This window comes from Micromonospora sp. NPDC005298, from assembly GCF_040607375.1.
Lineage (GTDB): Bacteria > Actinomycetota > Actinomycetes > Mycobacteriales > Micromonosporaceae > Micromonospora.
Genome location: NZ_JBEXGP010000004.1, coordinates 157,379 through 176,003, shown reverse-complemented (window position 1 = coordinate 176,003; position 18,625 = coordinate 157,379). Strand labels below are relative to the sequence as shown.

Genomic DNA, 18,625 nt, shown 5'->3' with positions numbered 1-18,625 from the left:
CGCCGTGGATGCTGGACAGGACAGACGACCCTCGGGCGGCGACGGCGGGTTGCGCTCCGCCGTGGTGGTCAACCCGGTGAAGGTCGACGATCTCGACGAGCTGCGCCGCACCGTCGACGACGCCCTCGCCGCCGCCGGCTGGCCGGCGCCGCAGTGGTACGAGACGACAGTCGACGACCCGGGCCGCGGTCAGGCCGAGCAGGCCGTCAAGGACGGCGTCGACCTGGTCTTCGCCTGCGGCGGCGACGGCACCGTGATGTCCTGCGTCAGCGCGCTGGTCGGCACCGACGTGGCCCTCGCGGTGCTGCCGCAGGGCACCGGCAACCTGCTCGCCGCCAACCTGGGCCTCTCCACCGACCTGGCCGCCGGGTTGCAGGTCGCCGTCGAGCGGGGTCGCCGGCTGCTCGACGTCGGCGCCGTCGAGGACAAGTACTTCACCGTGATGGCCGGCATGGGCTTCGACGCCCAGATGCTCGAAGCCACGAACGAGACCACCAAGGCCCGCATCGGCTGGCCCGCGTACGTGGTGGGCGCCGCCCGGCACCTGCGGGACCGGCCGATGCGGGTGCAGATCCGCATCGACGACCGACCGCCGGTACGCCGCCGCGCCCGCTCGGTCCTGATCGCCAACGTCGGCCGGCTCCAGGGCGGGGTACGCCTGCTCACCGAGGCCGAGCCGGACGACGGCTGGCTCGACGTCGCCGTGCTCACCCCGCACAGCCTGCGGCACTGGCTCGCGCTCGGCTGGGCGGTGATCCGCCGCAGCGGCCAGGTGCCCCGGATGGAGGTGTTCCGCGGTCGGAGCGTCGTGGTCACCAGCAACCGGGCGCAGCCCCGCGAGCTCGACGGCGACCTCATCTCCCCGGGCCGGCAACTGCGGGCGGACATCCGGCCCGAGGCGCTCTGGCTCTGCGTCCCCCAACCCGAGGACGCCCCCGACCTGGCCGTGGACGCGCAGGGCGCCGGAGAGCGGGGCGAGCGGCTGATCGAGGAAGCGCGCCGTGAGTAGCACCCGGATCGTGCCGGAGACCCGGCTGATGGCTGACGCGGAGCTGTCCGCCGACGACGCCTGGCACACGCTGCGCCGGCAGGGTGGCTGGCACCTGCTGCGGGACGCCTTCATCCGGTTCCGCTACGGCGACGGGTTCAGCCACTCCCGGGCGTTCGCGCTGCAACTCTGCCTGGCCGTCGTGCCGTTCCTGATCGCCCTCACCGGGCTGGTCAGCGAGCTGGGCGTCCAGGAGGGCGGCCAGGTGGTGGCCGACACGGTCCTGGCGCTCACCCCCGGCCAGAGCGCCCAGGTGGTCGGCGAGCTGCTCGGCGAGGGCGAGCGCGTCGAGGACGCCGGCGAGTTGGCGCTGACCCTCGGTCTGCTCACCGGCCTGGTCGCGCTGACCACCACGATGGCCCAGATCGAGCGGGGCGCCAACCGCATCTACGGTGTCGAACGGGACCGCCCCGCCCTGGGCAAGTACCTGCGCGCCGCCGTCCTGGCCGTCACCGCCGGCCTGCCCGCGCTCGCCGGGTTCCTCATCCTGGTCGGCGGCGGCGCGATGGGTGACTCGGTGCGCGAGCACTACGAGTGGGGCGAGGTCGCCAACGGCATCTGGGACGCCGTCCGCTTCCCGCTGAGTCTCGGGCTGACCGTGCTCGCGGTGGCCGTGCTGTTCCGGCACGCGCCCCGCCGCCGGCAGCCCGGCCTGTCCTGGCTGCTCTTCGGCGCCGGCATCGCCACCGCCCTGTGGTGGATGGCCAGCCTGCTGCTCGCCGCGTACGTGCGGTTCAGTGACGGCTTCGGGCAGACCTACGGCGCGTTGACAGGCATGATGGCGCTGCTGCTCTGGGCCAACCTGACCGGCATGGCGCTCTTCGGTGGGCTGGCGTTCGCCGCCCAGTTGGAGGCGCTGCGCATCGGCGTGCAGGAGCCCGCCCAACCGGATCTGTGGGAGCCCGACGCCGACCGCGCCGAGCTGCTCGACACCGGGGACATGACCGCCCTGTAGCGGCCCGCGCGTGTACGCACGACGCGGATCGGGTAAAGCGCCTCGCCAGAGACGACAAGGGAGGTGCGGGGTGACCGCGGTCAAAGAGGTGGCGCGGCGTCCGATCGGTCATTTCGCCGAACGGAGCATCGCCGGCCTGGTGGCCGTCACCGGCGCCGGGGTGGCCTTCGGGCTGCTGTTGCTGCTCGTCCGGGTGCGATGGAGCCCGTTGCAGGACGCCGACCACGCCGTCGCCGAATGGTTCAACGGACTCGTCGCCCCGCACCACGCGCTCGTCACCGTGCTCCAGGCGGTGACCGACCTGGGCGGCCGGCCGATTCTCATCTGGCTGGTCACCATCGCGGTGGTCGGGCTGCTGATCCGGCGGCAGCCCCGCCTGGCCGTCTACCTGATCATCACCGGGGTCGGCGGTCTGATCCTCGACCCGTCGCTCAAGACGCTCGTCGGTCGGCTCCGCCCGATCGTGGACGTGCCGGTCGCCAGCGCCCCGGGCAATAGCTTCCCCAGCGGGCACGCGCTCGGCTCGTTCGTCGCGTACGGGGCGCTGCTGCTGGTGTTCCTGCCGGCGATGGCGCCGCGTTGGCGTAAGCCGGCGATCGTCGGCGTCGGCGTGCTGGTGGCGCTCATCGGCCTGACCCGGATCGCGCTCGGCGTGCACTTCGTCTCCGACGTGCTGGCCGGCTGGCTGCTCGGCGCGGCGTGGCTGGGCGTCACCGCGTACGCCTTCCGGCTGTGGCGGCGTGAGCGGGGCCGGCGGGTGCCGTCGCTGAGCGAGGGTCTGGAGCCGGAGGCCGGGCACGACATCGCCCCCGCCCCGGCCGAGGAGCACGTGCTTGCCCATCCGCGTTCGGCGGTGGCCGAGCTGCTGGTCGGCTGGGTGCTCGTGTTCGGCGCGCTGTACGCCTTCGGCACGTACGTCAGCTACCACGCCAAGGGCACCTTCTTCGACACCCTCGACACGGAGGTGCCGCGCTGGTTCGCCGAGCGGCACACCGAGGTGCTGACCGAGGTGAGCTGGTGGTGGAGCAAGTTCGGTGACACCCACGCGATCCTGCTCATCTCGCTGGTGTTCTGCCCGCTGGTGCTGGCGGTGTGGCGGCGTTGGCGGCCGGTGCTGTTCGTGGCGCTGGCGATGGTCGGCGAGCTGACCCTCTTCCTGGCCTCGGCGCGGGCGGTCGACCGGCCGCGTCCGCCGGTGGAGAACCTGGACGGGCAGATGCCCACCTCGTCGTTCCCGTCCGGGCACATCGCGGCGACGATCTGCGTCTGGCTGGCCATCACCCTCATCGTGTTCCCCCGTACCGACAGGTGGTGGCGGTGGATCTTCGTGGCGCTGGCGGTGATCATGCCGGTCGGGGTGGCCACGTCGCGGATGTACCGCGGAATGCACCACCCGACCGACTTCATGGGGGCGATCCTGCTCTCCGCGCTCTGGATCGGGCTGCTCTACCTGGTCGTCCGGCCGAACGCCGACCTGAAGGAGGGCAACCAGCCGGAGATCGAGTCAGAGGACGTGGACACCCTCGACGACGAGCTGGCGCGGGCCGGCCGGGCCGACTGAGCGCCGCGCCGTGCTGCGCGTGATGACCTGGAACATCCGTACCGGCGGTCGGGACCGCGGTGGCCCCGACCGGCTGGATCAGGTGGTCCGGGTCGTCACCGAGCAGGCACCGGACGTGCTGGCCCTTCAGGAGCTGCGCGGCTTCGACCGGGACGGGCTGACGGCAGCCGTGGCGGGCCGGGTGGGGATGACGCCCCACCTGGCCCGGTCCTGTTTCGGGCAGCCGGTGGCGGTGCTGGTCCGCCCGCCGTACCGGGTCGTCGACGCGGGGCCGGTGCGCCGCCCGTTCCACCACGCCGCCTCCCGCGTCGTGGTGTCGACATCGGGAGGCCCGCTGACCGTGGTGAGCGCCCACCTCTACCCGTACGCGGGTGGGCGCCGGCGGATGGAGGTCGACTGGCTGGTGTCGGCGACGCGGCGCGCGCGGGGGCCGTTGACGCTGATCGGCGGTGACCTCAACTCGCTGGACCCCACAGTGGACCACACCTCGCGCCTGGCCGGGATGCCCGCCCTGTACCGGCGGCGGCACCTGCGACGGGCCGGCGGGGCGGTGGACACCCGTGCCATCGCCCGGTTGCTGGCCGCCGGGCTGGTCGACCTCTGGCCCGCGTCCGCCTCCGGGGCGCCGGAGGCCGACGGCCTCACCGTGCCCACCCGCTTCGGCGGGGCCGAGTTCGCCGGGATGCGCCTGGACTACCTGTTCGGCAGCCCCGCGCTGGCCGACCGCGTCCTGGGCTGTCGGGTGATCCGCGGCGGGGCGGCCGACACGGCCTCGGACCACTATCCGTTGCTTGCCGACCTGGACCTGGACCCCACTCCACTGTGAACGGTCCGCGAGCGGTGGCACAGGCCCGTTATCGTGCCCTCCGTGACCGATCGACCCACCGTCCACCCGCCGCTGCCCGGCCGCCCCGGCTCGTCCACGACGGCAGGTGAGTCCGGCGACGGGGGAGAGCCGGCCGCCGTCGCGCTCCCGCTCGTCGCGGCCGTCGCGCGCGGTGTGGCGCTGGTCGTGGTGCTGCCGGTACGCCTGCTCTGGGAGCTGATCGAGGCTGCCGGCCGGCTGGTGCACCGGCACCTGCTCACGCCGGTCGGCCGGTTCCTGCGCCGTTGGCTGCTGGCCCCGCTGGTCTGGTGCGTCCGCCACCTGCTGTGGCTTCCGCTGGTGTGGGCGGCCCGCACGCTGGTCTGGATTCCGCTGGTGTGGTCGGGGCGGGGCCTCGCGTGGGTGGCCCGCACCCTGATCTGGCTACCGCTGGTCTGGGTGGCCCGCAGCGTGTTGCGTCCGCCTCTCGTCGGGCTGGGGCGCGTTCTGGTGTGGCTCACCGGGCACCTGGTCGTGCGTCCGCTGACGTGGTTGGGTGAGGTGCTCGCGCCCGCCGGACGGCTGCTGTGGCGTGGCGTCGGCGTTCTCGTCGGGGCTGCGGGTGCCGCACTCGTCTGGCTGCTGCGCGGGATCTGGTGGATCGTCGCGGGCTGCGGCCGGTTGGTCGTCGCCGCGTGGCGGACGGCCGGACGTGTGCTGGGGTTCCTCCACCGCCTGCTGCTGCGTCCGCTGCTGCTCGGTGTCCGGTGGGTCTGGTCGGTGACGGTGGTGCCGGTGGCGCGCGGTGTCAGGGCGGCCTGGCGGGCCACCGTCTCGCCGGTGGCCCGCTGGATCCGTCGGTCGGTGCTCGACCCGGCCCGGTTGGCCTCCCGTGAGGTGCTCACCGCCCTGGGTCTGCGCCGGTGACGTGGTCGGGCCTCAGAGCACCAGGTTGAGCAGGACCGTCAACACCACCGAGGCGACGATCGAGAAGAGGATCATCAGGAGGCAGCCGAGGCCGCCGCCGAGGGGGCGGATCTCCGTGTTGCCGAAGCGCATGGGTTCACCTTTTCGTCAGGGTAGGGGCGAGGAGGTGGCGGATCGCGTGGGCGACCGCCGTCGGGGCGGTGGTGACCACGTTGTGCGCGGCGCCGGGGACGACCACCAGGTCGGCGTTCGCCAGCCGGGCCGCCTCGTCCCGCCAGCCGGCCGGCGCGACCGGGTCACGGCGTCCGGCGACGACGAGGGTCGGCGCGGTGACCCGGACCAGATCGGCCTCGATGGCGTTGCGGGCCGAGTACGACAGGGTCGCGAGGACCCGCCACGGTCGGGCGTTCCACACGTCCCGCACCAGGATCGGCGCCTGCAACGGCGCCTCCCGCACGGTGTCCACCAGCCACCGGCCGAACAGCCCGCGGCGGGACCGGGCGGCCGGGTCACTCGTCGGCCCGGCCAGGACCAGCGCGCGCACCGCGTCCGGGTGGGTGGCGGCGAGCGAGGCGGCCACCTCCGCGCCGAACGAGTGCCCGAGCAGGCACACCGGCGGCAGCCGGTACGCCGCCAGCCAGGCGGCCAGGTGCTCGGCGTGCCGGCGCACGTCGTACGCGCCCCGGGGGCGCTCGGACAGTCCGAAGCCGGGCAGGTCCGGCACGTACACCTGGTGGGTTGCGGCGAGCGCGACGGCCAGCGGGGTGAGGTAGCGGTGGGAGACCGCGAGCCCGTGCACCAGGACCACAGGTGGTGCGCCGGTGCCGGGGTCCTCGCTCCGCCGGGTGTGGGTGCGCAGACCGTCGACGAGCCGCCATTCGCTGACCAGTCCGGCGGCCGGCCGGGGCGCGGCCATCGCGCGGCGCAACTCGGCCGGCCCGAAACGGCCCTGTCGGCTCAACCTCACAGCTGCCGCAGCCGGGGCAGCAGTTGCTCCTGCGCCCAGTCCAGGAACATCGGTTGGGTCTCCCCACCGACCTGGAGGACCGCCACGTGGGTGAATCCGGCGTCGACGAACTTGCGGAACGCCTCGACGTGCGCGTCGACGTCCGGGCCGCAGGGGATGCCCTCGGCGACGTCCTCCTCCCGGACGAACTGGGTGGCGGCGGCGAAGGACTCCGGGCCGGGCAGGTCGGCGTTGACCTTCCAGCCCAGCCCGAACCAGCGGAACTGGTCGTGCACGATCTTGCGGCACTCCGCCTCGTCCGGGCCGTAGCAGATGGCCACCTGCCCGTAGCGCGGCTGGCCCGCGCCGCCGGCGTCGTCGTACATCTCGATGATCCGGCGGTCGGGCTCGGTGGCGATGATGCCGTTGCCGTACTCGGCGGCGAGCGTCGCGGACTGCCGACCGGACGCGGCGACGGCCATCGGCACTGGACGCTCCGGGCGGTCCCAGACGTAGGCGTCGGGCACGTCGAAGTGGTTGCCGGAGAAGGTGAGCGTCTCGCCGTTGAGCAGCGGCCGGATGATCTGCAGGGCCTCCTCGAACATCTCGTGCCGCTGCTGCACGTGCGGCCATCCGCCGACGACGTGCTCGTTCAGGTTCTCGCCCGCGCCCAGGCCGAGGGTGAAACGGCCGTCGGAGAGCGCGCCGATGGTGCTGGCCTTCTGTGCGACAACGGCCGGGTGGTAGCGGCGGATCGGGCAGGTCACGAAGGACATCAGCTCCGCGCGGGAGGTGGCGTGGGCGACCGCGCCGAGCACCGACCAGGCGTACGGGGAGTGGCCCTGGGAGTCCAGCCAGGGGTAGTAGTGGTCGGACATCACCAGCTGGTCGAAGCCGGCCGCCTCGGCGCGGACCGCGTGGTCGACCAACTGCTTGGGACCGGCCTGTTCGCCCATCAGGGTGTAGCCGACGCTGACCATCCTGGTTTCCCCTTCCACCGACGGATCGTTCCCGGGATACCCAGGTCGGCAGCCGTCAACCCTCCCGTCCGGTTCCCGGGCGGTGGCGCTTGACGGATGACGTCGACCTGCCTACGGTCGCTCTTAACCGGTTAAGAGCCGGTGTGGCGCGCATCCTGTGGTGGGGGTGATCGCCCCGTGACGGCCTGCGTTCGCGTGGGCCGTCACGGCTGTGCGGGCCCGACCGTGGCCACTGAACCGGTTGCGCCGGTCAATCCATCGTCCTACGCTGATGCCTGCGCCGCCGGGAGCCGAGCGGTGGCTGCCGGGCTGCAGCCGCCTTTCCCCGTCACGTCCCACCCCTGTCGGGCACCGGGGGTCCTCCCTGAGGAAGGCCATGAAGACTCGACTCTCCGCCGCCGGCGCCGCCCTGCTCGCGCTGCTCGTCGCGGTGCTGGCGTTCGGCCAGCCGGCCCGCGCCGCGTCCGGTTTCACAGTCGCCAACGGCAAGTTGTACGACGCCAACGGCGCCGAATTCATCATGCGCGGGGTCAACCACGCGCACACCTGGTACCCGCAGCAGACCAGCTCGTTCGCCGACGTGAAGGCGCTCGGCGCGAACACCGTGCGGGTGGTGCTCTCCAGCGGCGACCGGTGGACCCGCAACACGAACGCGGACGTCGCGAACGTCATCTCGCTGTGCAAGGCCAACCGGTTGATCTGTGTGCTGGAGGTGCACGACACCACCGGGTACGGCGAGCAGAGCGGCGCGATCACCCTCGCCCGCGCGGTGGACTACTGGATCAGCCTGGCCGACGTCCTCGCCGGCCAGGAGAAGTACGTCATCGTCAACATCGGCAACGAGCCGTACGGCAACCAGAACTACGGCTCCTGGGCCACCGACAACGCGGCGGCGATCAAGCGGCTGCGCGCCGCCGGGCTGACCCACACGATCATGGTGGACGCGCCGAACTGGGGGCAGGACTGGTCGTTCACCATGCGCGACAACGCGGCCTCGGTCTTCGCCGCCGACCCGGCCCGCAACACGGTCTTCTCCATCCACATGTACGGGGTGTTCGACACCGCGGCGGAGATCAGCGACTACCTGGGCCGCTTCCGGGCTGCCGGATTGCCCATCGTGGTCGGCGAGTTCGGTTTCAACCACTCCGACGGCGACCCCGACGAGGACACCATCCTCGCCTACAGCCAGGCCAACGGTATCGGCTGGCTGGGCTGGTCGTGGAGCGGCAACGGCGGCGGCGTCGAGTACCTCGATCTGGCCACGTCCTTCAACCCGGCCAACCTGACCACCTGGGGTCAGCGGCTCTTCAACGGTGCCAACGGCATCCGGCAGACCTCCCGGCAGGCCAGCGTCTACGACAGCGTTCCCCCGCCCACCACCCCACCGCCGACGACCCCGCCCCCCACCACCCCGCCGCCCACGACGCCTCCGCCCACCACGCCGCCGCCCGCCGGTGGCTGCACGGCGGCGTACACGGTGACGAACCAGTGGCAGGGCGGCTTCCAGGGCGAGGTGCGGGTGACCGCCGGCGCCACCGCGATCACCGGGTGGAACGTCCGGTGGACCTTCGCCAACGGGCAGAACGTCACCCAGTCCTGGAACGTGGCCCTGACCAGCAGCGGCACGACGGTGACCGCCCGCAACGTGGACTACAACGGGAGGCTGGCCGCCGGTGCCGCCACCAGCTTCGGTTTCATCGGCGGGTGGACCGGCACGAACACCGCGCCCGTGGTGAGCTGCACGGCGAGCTGACCGACGGGCTGGTGGCCGGGCCCCGCGTCGGGCCCGGCCACCACGCCGGTCGTGCTCAGTGCTCGCCGACCAGGTTCACGATGACCACCCGGCGATGATCAGGGCGATGCCGGTGAGCTTCACCAACCCGACCGACTCGCCGAGGAACACCGCACCGATCGCCACGATGGCCGCGGTGCCCAGACCCGACCAGAGCGCGTACGCGACACCTACCGGTATCTCCTTGACCGCCTGGGCCAGGAGCAGGAACGCCACCCCGTAGCCGGCGAGGCAACCGAGCGTCGGCCACAGGCGGCTGAACCCGGCGGTGCTCTTGATCAGGCTGGTCGCCAGCACCTCGGCGGCGATGGCGATCCCCAGCAGCACGTACGCCATGCGCCCTCAGTCCTTCGTGGTCAGGTGACATCGTCGGTGCCCAGGCTAGTGCCGGCACCCCGGACCACCCCTCGCCGCCGGGAAAGCCGATCCGCTCAGTCGACGGCGTCGACCTCCAGGACCAGGCTCTGCTCCGGGTGCAGCGCGGGCACCTGCACCCCGACCCGGGCCAGGGCCGCGCCGGTGAGCGTGACTCCACCTGCCAGCCAGGTCGGCGCGGACCGGCTGATGGTCGCCGGGGCCGGTACACCGTCGGCCGGCCGTACGCGGTAACGCCGCTCTGGGTCGAGGCCGGGCAGTCGTACCGCGCCCGGGACCTGTGCCACCGAGGTGGCCAGCCGTGCCACCGCGTACACCGCTCGGGTCCTGTCGCCCGCGACGACGCCGTGCGCCCAGACGGCCGGGTCCGGATGGTCGACCCGGACCACCCGCCCGGCGTGCAGCAGCGGGCGCAGCCGCTTGTGCAGTGCCACCCAGGCCGCCAGCTCGGTCTGTTCGGCGGCGCTGATCGACGCGATGTCCCACTCGATGCCGTGGTGTCCGAACAGGGCGGTGGCGGCCCGGAAGCCCAGGTCGTGCACGCGGTGGGTGGTGTGCGAGCGTTCCGGGCCGATGTGCGTGCCGACCAGCTCCGGTGGCAGCAGCAGCCCGGTCCAGCGCTGGATGGCGAGCCGCTCCAGGGCGTCGTTGCAGTCGCTGGCCCACACCCGGTCGGTGCGGGCCAGGATGGCCAGGTCCACCCGGGCGCCGCCGGACGAGCAGCTCTCGATCTCCACGCCGGGGTGGCGTCGGCGCAGTTCGTCGAGGAGCCGGTAGACCGCGAGGGTCTGCCCGTGCACGCCGGGTCGGCCGTGGTGTCCGGCCTCGGTGAGGTCCCGGTTCTGGTCCCACTTGAGGTAGCTGATCCCGGGGTGGTCGGTGAGTAGCGCGTCGAGGCGTTCCAGCAGGTAGTCGTAGGCCTCCGGGCGGCCCAGGTCGAGCACCTGCTGGTTGCGCCAGGCCGGCGGCAGCCGCCCCGGCACGGCCAGCAGCCAGTCGGCGTGCGCGCGGAACAGGTCCGAGTCGGGGTTGACCATCTCCGGTTCCACCCAGAGACCGAACTGGAGGCCGCGTCCGGTCACGTGGTCGACGAGCGGTCGCAGGCCGTCGGGCCAGACACCCTCGTCGACGTACCAGTCGCCGAGCCCGGCGGTGTCGTCGCGCCGGCCGCGGAACCAACCGTCGTCGAGCACGAACCGTTCCACGCCGATCTGCGCCGCCCGGTCGGCCAGCGCCCGCAGCCGGTCCAGGTCGTGGTCGAAGTAGACGGCCTCCCAGACGTTCAGGGTGACCGGGCGCGGGGAGCGCGGATGTCCGGGCCGGGCCCGCAGGTGAGAGTGGAGTACGTGGCTGAGCCCGTCCAGCCCGGCGTCGGACCAGACCGCGTAGAGCAGGGGAGTGTCGTACGACTCGCCGGGGCCGAGCCGGATCTCGCCGGGAGCCAGGAGTTCGCCACCGCCGAGCGTCGACTCGCCGGTGGGACGGCGCTCGGCGAAGGTGACGTGGTCGCCGCTCCACGCGGTGTGCACCGCCCACACCTCGCCGTGGCCGAAGCCGAACCCGGCGGTGCCGGCCACCAGCAGCAGCGTGGCGTCGTGGCCGGTGCGGCCGTGCCGGCCCTCGCGGACCCAGGTGCCGTGCTGCCAGGGGTGCCGCTGCGGGGACCGTTCCCGGCACCAGCGGCCGGTCAGGTCGAGCAGCTCGGTGGCGACCGCCGGCACGGGCAGCACCGGGGTCAGCTCCCGCAGCTCGTACGCCGTGTCGCCGTCGTTGCGCAGCCGGTGCCGGACGGTCAGCAGGCCGCGCGGATCGAGGGTGATCTCGACGGTCACGGTCAGCCCGGCGGCCGGGTCCGACGCCCGCACGGTCAGCAGCGCCGCGCCGGGCCCGTCGTGCCCACCGTCGGCCGGGAGTACGCCCACCGCCTCGCCGCCCGCTGCCACGTGGCCCGGGTCGGTGCCGATGTCGCGCACGTCCACCCCGTCGAGGCGGAAGGAGGTGGACCAGTCTCGTCCGTCGCGGTGCCCGGCCAGCCCCGGTCGGCCACTCCAGCCGGCGCTCGCCTCCGGCAGCAGGGACAGCACGGTCGGCTCGTCGAAGCTGCTCGGCACCACCGGCGGTACCGTCGCGTCGGCGAGCTGACGCAGCCCCTCGTCGTCGAGGTCGCCGACGTCGCCGCCCCAGTGCACGACCCGGGGCAGCCCCGGGCCGCGCGCGTCGAGCACCAGGCTGGTCCGCGCGCGGCGCAGGTGCAGGATCGTCATCCCTTCGAGGCTCCCAAGGTCAGGCCCCGGACGAAGTGCCGCTGGAGCATAAAGAAGATCACCAGGGTGGGGATCGCGACGAGCACGCTGCCCGCCGAGACCAGGTTGTTGTCGGTGAAGAACTCGCCGCGCAGGTTGTTGAGCGAGCTGGTCACCGGGAACTTGTCGCCGGTACGCATCAGGACGGTGGCCCAGAAGAACTCGTTGTAGATCCAGGTCACCTCCAGGGTGGCGAGCGCCGCCAGGGCCGGCCGGCACAGCGGCATGGTGACCTGCCAGTACTGCCGCCAGATGCTCGCGCCGTCGACCATCGCCGCCTCGTACAGGTCGCGGGGCAGCGCCTTCATGTAGTTGCTGAGCACGAAGACGCAGAACCCGCACTGGAAGGCCACGTTGATCAGGATCAGACCCCAGTAGCTGTCGTACAGCAGCTCCGAGTCGCTCATGAACTCCGGCAGCGGCACCTCGGTGAACAGCCGGAACAGGGGGATGAGCAGCGCCTGCTGGGGCAGCAGGTTCGCCGCGGTGAAGATGCCGAGCAGCACCAGGTTGATCTTCCAGCTGAACCGGGCGATGACGAACGCCACGCAGGAAGCGAGGAAGAGCGTCAGCAGCACCGCCGGCACGGTGATGTACGCCGAGTTGAGGAAGTGCTTGCCGAACTCCGCCGTCCGCCAGGCGGTGACGTAGTTGTCGAAGGTCCAGCCGCCGAACGAGACGTAGCCGTTGACGGCGGTGTACTCGTACGAGCGTAGGGAGGTCAGCACCGCCCAGGCGATCGGGAAGAGCCAGACCAGCGCGACGGCGATGAGGAAACCGTGCAGCAGTATCCTTGCGGGGGTCAGCTTCCGGCGGCTGCTCATTCCCGGTTCTCCCTCATCACGGTCGCCAGGTAGATGGTGATGAAGACCAGCGATACGACCAGCATGATCGTCGCCAGTGCCGAGCCGAAGCCGATCCGGCTCGCCTCACCCACCACGTTCTGGGTGACCAGCGCGGAGATCAGCTCCAGCCCGTTGCGGCCCTTGTTGACCACCCACACCAGGTCGAACGCGCGCAGTGACTCGATCACCGTCACCACCAGCACGATGATGTTGATGGGCCGCAGCACCGGGAACACGACCCGGAAGAACGTCCGCCTCTCCGAGGCGCCGTCGACAGCAGCGGCCTCCCGCAGCGACGGGTCGACGCCCTTCAGGCCGGCCAGGTAGAGCAGCATGATGTAGCCGACGTGCCGCCAACCGGAGGCGACCATGACCGCCCAGATGTTGACGTTCGAGTCGCCGTACCAGTCGATGTTGCTGCCGAAGACGGCGTTGATCAGCCCCTGGTCGCGGGAGTAGAGCAGCTGCCAGACGAAGCCGATCAGCGCCAGCGAGAGCACCACCGGCAGGTAGAGCGCGGTCTGGTAGAAGCGGCTGCCCCGCAACTCCTTGTCCAGCAGCACGGCCAGGAACATGCCGAACGGCGTGGCGACCACGAACAGCACCGCCAGCCAGAGCAGGTTGTGCTGGACCGCCGGTACGAACGGCGGGTAGATGTTCACCACGTCGCTGTAGTTGCGGGCGCCGACGAACTCGATCTCGTTGAGGGGGCCGATGCCGTCCCAGTTGGTGCCGGAGAGCAGCACGGTGGCCGCCGCCGGCAGCCAGACGAATCCGGTGACGATCAGCAGCGGGACGAGCACCATCAGCGTGATGACCACGCGGTCGGTGCGGGACAGGAGCCGTAGCCGCCGGCGACGACCACCCGTGGAGGTGGTCGCTGCCGGCGGGGGCACGGCGCGATCCGCTTGGATCAGGGGCAGGTCGGACACGATGTCCTCCCCCTTCCGCCGTCAGTCAGTGAAGATCGACTTTTTCTGGTTCTCGATGGACGAGGTGAGCCCGCCGATGTCCTTGGGGTTCTTGATGAACTGCTGGATCGCCGGAATGATCACGGTGGATGCGAAGTCCGGCCGGGTGTCCCGGTCGAGGAACTGGGCGATCTCGGTGGCCGACCCGACCAGTTCCGCGGCCTTCTTCTGCAGGGCGGTGTAGCCGCTGACGTCCGCGCCCGTGTTGGCGACCAGGGTGGCCGGGTCGTTCTTGACGGTGATGTCCGCCGCGTCCTTGCCGCCGAAGTACTCCAGCAGTTTGCGGGCGTTGTCCTCGTTCTTGGGCTTGCGGGCCATCATGTAGCCGTCGATCGGCGCGTCGAGCGCCTTGGCGCCGATGGACGGGTCGATCTCGGGGAACGTGAAGAAGTCGAGGTCGTCCTGCTCCTCGGTGGTGAACTGCTGGCCGACGAAGAGGCCGAGCAGGTACATGCCGCTCTTCTTCTGCTGCAACGACTGGGCGGCCTCCTGCCAGGTGCGTCCGAGGCTGTCCGGCTGGTGCAGGGGGAGCAGTCCGGCCCAGGTGTCGAAGACCTTCTTGACCTTGTCGGAGGTCCAGGCCTCCTTGCCGGCCATCAGGTCGATGTGGAACTGGTAGCCGTTGATCCGCAGGTTGAGGATGTCGAAGGTGCCCATCGCCGGCCAGCCGTCCTTGTCGGCGAACGCGATCGGGGTGAGGCCGTCCCCCTTCATCTGGGCGCCGAGAGCGGTGAACTGGTCCAGGGTCGTGGGCACCTGGTATCCGTACTGCTTCCAGACCGACTTGCGGTAGAAGACGGCCCACGGGTAGTACGACGCCGGGACGAAGTACTGCTTGCCGTCGTCGCCGGTGGATGCCTTCTTGAACGCGTCGGAGTAGCCGGACAGCTTGCCCCACACGTCGCTGATGTCGCTGGCCAGGCCCTTCTGCGCGAAGAAGCGCATCCGGTAGCCGGCGAACCAGGTGAACACGTCGTCCGGCTTGCCCTGGAGGTAGTTGTTGATGTTCTCCTGGAACGTGTTGTGGTCGACCGTGTTCACCGCGACCTGGACGCCGGACGAGGTCTTGAACCCGTCGGTGACCTTCACGAGGACGTCCTTGGGCTTCGGGTCGGACTGGTTGGATCCGAGCGACACGTCCTTGCTGGACCCGCCGGAGCCGGAGTCGTCGCCGCAGCCGGCGAGCAGGCCGGTGCCGAGCAGCGCGCCCGTACCGGCCGCGCCGGCCAGCAGCGAGCGTCGGTTGATGCCGGCGACGGAGGGCGGTACGAGCCGAGCCAGGTACTCGGCTTGGGATCGGGGACGGGACATCTGTGCCTCCTGCGGATGAAGAGGTGCTAGTCCAGGGGTCGTCAGGGGTGGTGAAGGTGGAACCGCCGTCGTGAGGACACATCAGGATCCACCGAGAATCCACATTGACGAACACGAACGGCCATTGGGGCCTCAAGCTACCCGTCCGCAGGGCGCTGTCAAGAGGGCTGTTCGGCGCTGATAACCCAGTCGTGACACGGCTGTTACGTGGTAAACGTTGGAAAGGAAATCGATGTTGGAACCTGTTGACTTGCGTGGACCGCCGGGTGCACCCTCAGCTGTCATGCGGCGATGGCAGGGTGACGGCATCTATTTCGGCGGCGACTACAACCCCGAGCAGTGGCCCGAGGAGACCTGGTCCGAGGACGTCGAGCTGATGCGCCGGGCCGGCGTCAACCTGGTGTCCGTCGGCATCTTCTCCTGGGCGTTGCTGGAGCCCACCCCGGGCCGTTTCGAGTTCGGCTGGCTGGACCGCGTCCTGGACCTGCTGCACGGGGGTGGCATCCAGGTCGACCTGGCCACCGCCACCGCCAGCCCACCGCCGTGGCTGGCCCGCGCGTACCCGGAGACGTTGCCCCGCCGGGCCGACGGCGCGGTCCTCTGGCCGGGCGGCCGGCAGGCGTACTGCCCCAGCTCGCCGGTGTTCCGCGAGCGGTCGCTGGAGCTGGTGCGCGCGGTCGCCGGCCGGTACGCCGAACATCCCGCAGTGGTGATGTGGCACGTCTCCAACGAGCTGGGCTGCCACAACGTGCACTGCTACTGCGACGTCAGCGCCGAGGCGTTCCGGGGTTGGCTGCGCGAGCGCTACGGCGACCTGGACCGGCTCAACGACGCCTGGGGCACCGCGTTCTGGAGCCAGCGCTACGGCGACTGGGCCGAGATCAACCCGCCGCGTACCGCACCGACCTTCGCCAATCCGACGCAGCAGTTGGACTTCCTGCGGTTCTCCTCGGACGAGCAGCGCGCCCAACTGCGCGCCGAACGCGCACTGCTTGCGACCCTGGTCCAGCAGCCGGTCACCACCAACTTCATGATCGGCCTGGGCATCAAGCACATGGACTACCACTCCTGGGCGCCCGACGTGGACCTCGTCTCCAACGACCACTACCTGACCGCCGCCGACCCGCGGGCGCATCTCGGGCTGGCGTTCGCCGCCGACCACACCCGGGGCGTCGCCGGCGGCGAACCGTGGCTGCTCATGGAGCACTCCACCAGCGCCGTCAACTGGCAGCCGCGCAACGTGGCGAAGCTCCCCGGGCAGATGCGCCGCAACAGTCTCGCGCACGTCGCTCGCGGCGCGGACGGTGTGCTGTTCTTCCAGTGGCGTGCCTCGCGGGCCGGCGCGGAGAAGTTCCACTCCGCCCTGGTGCCGCACGCCGGGGCGGACACCAAGGTGTTCCGCGAGGTGTGCCAGCTCGGCGCGGACCTGAAGGCGCTCGCCGAGGTACGCGGCAGTCGGGTGGACGCCGACGTGGCGATCCTGTTCGACTGGGAGGCGTGGTGGGGGGTCGAGTTGGATTCGCACCCCAGCGTCGACGTCACCTACGCCGACCGGCTCAACGCCCTGCACGGCGCGCTGTGGCGGGCCGGCGTCACCGCCGACGTCGTGCATCCGTCGGCCGATCTCAGCCGCTACCGGCTGGTCCTGGCACCCACCCTCTACCTGGTCCGCGACGCCGACGTCGAGGCGCTGCACCGGTACGTCGAGGCTGGCGGCACGGCGGTGCTCACCTACTTCAGCGGCATCGTGGACGCCAACGACCACGTCCGGCTGGGCGGCTACCCGGGCGCCTTCCGTGACCTGCTCGGCGTACGGACCGAGGAGTTCTTCCCGCTGCGGGAAGGTGAGCGGGTACGCCTCGACGACGGGAGCACCGCCGACGTGTGGACCGAGTGGCTGCACCCCGAGGGCGCCGAGGTGCTGGCGTCGTACACCGATGGGCCCTTGCCGGGCGTGCCGGCGCTGACCCGGCACCGGGTCGGGGACGGCGCCGCGTGGTACGTCGCCACCCGGCTGGACGAGCCGGCCACCGACCGGCTGGTCGCCCGGCTCGTCGACGAGGCCGGCGTCCGCCCGGCGGCGCCGGCGCCGTCCGGCGTGGAGGTGGTACGACGGCGCGGCGGCGACCGGACCTGGCTGTTCGTCATCAACCACACCGGGGCGGAGATCCGGCTCCCGGTGTCCGGCGTCGAGCTGTTGACCGGCGCCCGCTGCGCCGGTGAGCTGACGGTGCCCGCCGGGGAGGTGGCGGTCGTCCGTGAGGATCGGGTCTGATCGCCAGGACGTCCCCGCCGCGAAGGAGGTTCCCCAGATGCTCGCCCAGCAGCGGCAGACCGCCATCCTGGATCTGATCCGCCAGCGTGGTGGTGTACGGGTGAGTCACCTGGTCAACCGGTTCGGTGTGTCCGACATGACGATCCGGCGCGACCTGGAGGTGCTGGCCGAGCGCGGCCTGGTCGACAAGGTGCACGGCGGCGCCACGCTCGCCGGGCCGGGGTCGGCCGAGGAACCCGGCTTCGCCGCGAAGTCGATCCGCCAGCAGGAGGAGAAGCGGGCCATCGCCGAACGGGCCGCGACGATGGTGGAGCCCGGGATGGCCATCGCGCTGTCCGCCGGCACCACCACCGCCGCGCTGGCGACACTGCTCTCCGACGTACGCGGGCTGACCGTCGTGACCAACTCGATCCCGGTGGCCGACGCGCTCTACCAGAACCCCCGCGCCGACCAGACCGTCGTGCTGACCGGCGGCATCCGCACCCCGTCGGACGCGCTGACCGGGCCGGTCGCCGAGGCGGCGATCAGCGCGCTCAACGTGGACCTGCTCTTCCTGGGTGTGCACGGGCTGAGCCCTCGTACCGGCTTCACCACACCCAACCTGCTGGAGGCCGGTGTCAACCGCTGCCTCATCGGCGCCGCCCGCCGGCTGGTGGTGCTCGCCGACCACACCAAGTGGGAGACCATCGGCATCGCCACGATCGCCCCGCTGGACGCCGCCGACGTGCTGATCACCGACGCCGGCCTACCCACCGAGGCCCGCACCACGATCGGCGAGCAGGTCGGCGAACTGGTCGTCGTGGAGCCCTGACGCCACTCGGACCGGTCGCCCGGCTCGCCGTCGCCTGGCTTGACCGGGCGCGCGGGCTCAGAGGTCATCGGCGGGTCGGCAGGATGCGGGGTGGTCGGCCGGCAGCCCGCACCGGCGACGATCGGGCATGATCCGGTCGCAGAACACCCGGTGTCGTACGTGCTGCGCGTCCTCGACCGAGACGGTGGTGCCGCCGACGTCGACCTGCGGCGTCGAGGCCAACGAACGGGCCAGCGTCCGCGCCAGGTCCAATGCCCCGGCCAGGTCGGCGACCGCCACTGGCAGGTGGATCACATGCCGAGGTCTCCCGGTGTACGCCTCGACGGCGAACCTCGGCAGCGGCGTGAAGAGCCCGCTGTACTGGTGCTCCCATCCCGGGCTCACGGCTGACGCCGCTCGGGCCATGCGCTGTGCCAGTCGCGCAGTGCCCGCTTGACCCGGGCGTTCTCCTCGCTGAGCCGGGCCATGTCGTGGTGCAGCGTCGCCAGGTCGAGCGCGACGCGGTGCAGGAACCGCCGTACCTCCCGGGGGTCCAACCCGCGCCGGCCGAAGCCGACGACGGTGAACTGCCGGTCGCGGACCTGGCTCGGATGCAGCCGGGCCAACCGGGCGGCGCCGTGGAACGTGCCGTCGTAGAGCGTGCCTCGGGTCATTCATCACCTCACGCGTCGTCGACCGATGGGCGGGTCAGGGTCGCAAGGCGCCCTTTGCCGTGGTACT

Annotated in this window: 17 protein-coding genes; 8 read left to right on the top strand and 9 right to left on the bottom strand. The window is 71.5% G+C overall.

Annotated features, from left to right (window positions below):
- Nucleotides 1–4: 4 nt before the first annotated feature.
- The 5 genes from ABZS77_RS11475 (at nt 5) to ABZS77_RS11455 (ending at nt 5,296) form a co-directional block, all read left to right on the top strand.
- Entirely contained in the window at nt 5–1,009 is a 1,005-nt protein-coding gene (locus ABZS77_RS11475; protein WP_354820947.1) for a diacylglycerol kinase family protein, read from the top strand.
- Nucleotides 1,002–2,003, top strand: coding sequence for a YihY/virulence factor BrkB family protein (locus ABZS77_RS11470; protein WP_354820944.1), 1,002 nt, complete (start codon nt 1,002–1,004; stop codon nt 2,001–2,003). Before ABZS77_RS11475 ends, ABZS77_RS11470 begins: the two co-directional genes overlap by 8 nt.
- A gap of 70 nt (nt 2,004–2,073) precedes the next feature.
- The gene (locus ABZS77_RS11465; RefSeq protein ID WP_354820941.1) at nt 2,074–3,564 is read left to right on the top strand and encodes a phosphatase PAP2 family protein; all 1,491 of its coding nucleotides are present in this window, start codon (nt 2,074–2,076) and stop codon (nt 3,562–3,564) included.
- A 10-nt stretch (nt 3,565–3,574) separates the two neighbouring features.
- Nucleotides 3,575–4,390, top strand: a complete 816-nt coding sequence (locus ABZS77_RS11460) for an endonuclease/exonuclease/phosphatase family protein (RefSeq protein ID WP_354820938.1) — start codon at nt 3,575–3,577, stop codon at nt 4,388–4,390.
- A gap of 42 nt (nt 4,391–4,432) precedes the next feature.
- A complete protein-coding gene (locus ABZS77_RS11455; protein WP_354820935.1) occupies nt 4,433–5,296 on the top strand; it encodes a hypothetical protein in 864 nt (287 codons plus the stop codon).
- A gap of 136 nt (nt 5,297–5,432) precedes the next feature.
- Here the strand turns inward: ABZS77_RS11455 and ABZS77_RS11450 are convergent, their stop codons facing one another.
- Both ABZS77_RS11450 and ABZS77_RS11445 read right to left on the bottom strand, forming a co-directional pair.
- A complete protein-coding gene (locus ABZS77_RS11450) occupies nt 5,433–6,263 on the bottom strand; it encodes an alpha/beta hydrolase (RefSeq protein ID WP_354820932.1) in 831 nt (276 codons plus the stop codon).
- Nucleotides 6,260–7,222, bottom strand: coding sequence for a TIGR03557 family F420-dependent LLM class oxidoreductase (locus tag ABZS77_RS11445; RefSeq protein ID WP_354821286.1), 963 nt, complete (start codon nt 7,220–7,222; stop codon nt 6,260–6,262). The genes ABZS77_RS11450 and ABZS77_RS11445 overlap by 4 nt, the downstream gene beginning before the upstream one ends.
- A 376-nt stretch (nt 7,223–7,598) precedes the next feature.
- Between ABZS77_RS11445 and ABZS77_RS11440 the strand changes: the two genes are divergently transcribed.
- Nucleotides 7,599–8,975: a cellulase family glycosylhydrolase gene (locus ABZS77_RS11440; RefSeq protein WP_354820929.1), complete on the top strand. Its 1,377-nt coding sequence runs from the start codon at nt 7,599–7,601 to the stop codon at nt 8,973–8,975.
- Nucleotides 8,976–9,050: 75 nt separating this feature from the next.
- Here ABZS77_RS11440 and ABZS77_RS11435 read toward each other — a convergent pair whose 3' ends face one another.
- The 5 genes from ABZS77_RS11435 to ABZS77_RS11415 form a co-directional block, all read right to left on the bottom strand.
- Nucleotides 9,051–9,350, bottom strand: a complete 300-nt coding sequence (locus ABZS77_RS11435) for a multidrug efflux SMR transporter (RefSeq protein ID WP_354820927.1) — start codon at nt 9,348–9,350, stop codon at nt 9,051–9,053.
- A 95-nt stretch (nt 9,351–9,445) separates the two neighbouring features.
- Nucleotides 9,446–11,653: an alpha-galactosidase gene (locus tag ABZS77_RS11430; RefSeq protein ID WP_354820924.1), complete on the bottom strand. Its 2,208-nt coding sequence runs from the start codon at nt 11,651–11,653 to the stop codon at nt 9,446–9,448.
- Complete coding sequence (locus ABZS77_RS11425; RefSeq protein ID WP_354820921.1) at nt 11,650–12,516, bottom strand: carbohydrate ABC transporter permease; 867 nt, start codon at nt 12,514–12,516, stop codon at nt 11,650–11,652. Before ABZS77_RS11425 ends, ABZS77_RS11430 begins: the two co-directional genes overlap by 4 nt.
- Nucleotides 12,513–13,469: a sugar ABC transporter permease gene (locus ABZS77_RS11420; RefSeq protein ID WP_354820918.1), complete on the bottom strand. Its 957-nt coding sequence runs from the start codon at nt 13,467–13,469 to the stop codon at nt 12,513–12,515. The genes ABZS77_RS11425 and ABZS77_RS11420 overlap by 4 nt, the downstream gene beginning before the upstream one ends.
- 21 nt (nt 13,470–13,490) lie before the next feature.
- Nucleotides 13,491–14,819, bottom strand: coding sequence for an ABC transporter substrate-binding protein (locus ABZS77_RS11415; RefSeq protein WP_354820914.1), 1,329 nt, complete (start codon nt 14,817–14,819; stop codon nt 13,491–13,493).
- 283 nt (nt 14,820–15,102) lie between these two features.
- On the opposite strand from ABZS77_RS11415, the gene ABZS77_RS11410 reads away from it, so the two are divergent.
- Together ABZS77_RS11410 and ABZS77_RS11405 are read left to right on the top strand one after the other, a co-directional pair.
- Nucleotides 15,103–17,094, top strand: a complete 1,992-nt coding sequence (locus ABZS77_RS11410; protein WP_354820911.1) for a beta-galactosidase — start codon at nt 15,103–15,105, stop codon at nt 17,092–17,094.
- Between the two features lie 37 nt (nt 17,095–17,131).
- Complete coding sequence (locus ABZS77_RS11405; protein WP_354820908.1) at nt 17,132–17,905, top strand: DeoR/GlpR family DNA-binding transcription regulator; 774 nt, start codon at nt 17,132–17,134, stop codon at nt 17,903–17,905.
- A gap of 57 nt (nt 17,906–17,962) precedes the next feature.
- Here the strand turns inward: ABZS77_RS11405 and ABZS77_RS11400 are convergent, their stop codons facing one another.
- Together ABZS77_RS11400 and ABZS77_RS11395 are read right to left on the bottom strand one after the other, a co-directional pair.
- A complete protein-coding gene (locus ABZS77_RS11400) occupies nt 17,963–18,199 on the bottom strand; it encodes a hypothetical protein (RefSeq protein WP_354821283.1) in 237 nt (78 codons plus the stop codon).
- Nucleotides 18,200–18,285: 86 nt separating this feature from the next.
- On the bottom strand, nt 18,286–18,558 hold the full coding sequence (locus ABZS77_RS11395) for a DivIVA domain-containing protein (protein WP_354820905.1): 273 nt from the start codon (nt 18,556–18,558) through the stop codon (nt 18,286–18,288).
- Nucleotides 18,559–18,625: the final 67 nt, after the last annotated feature.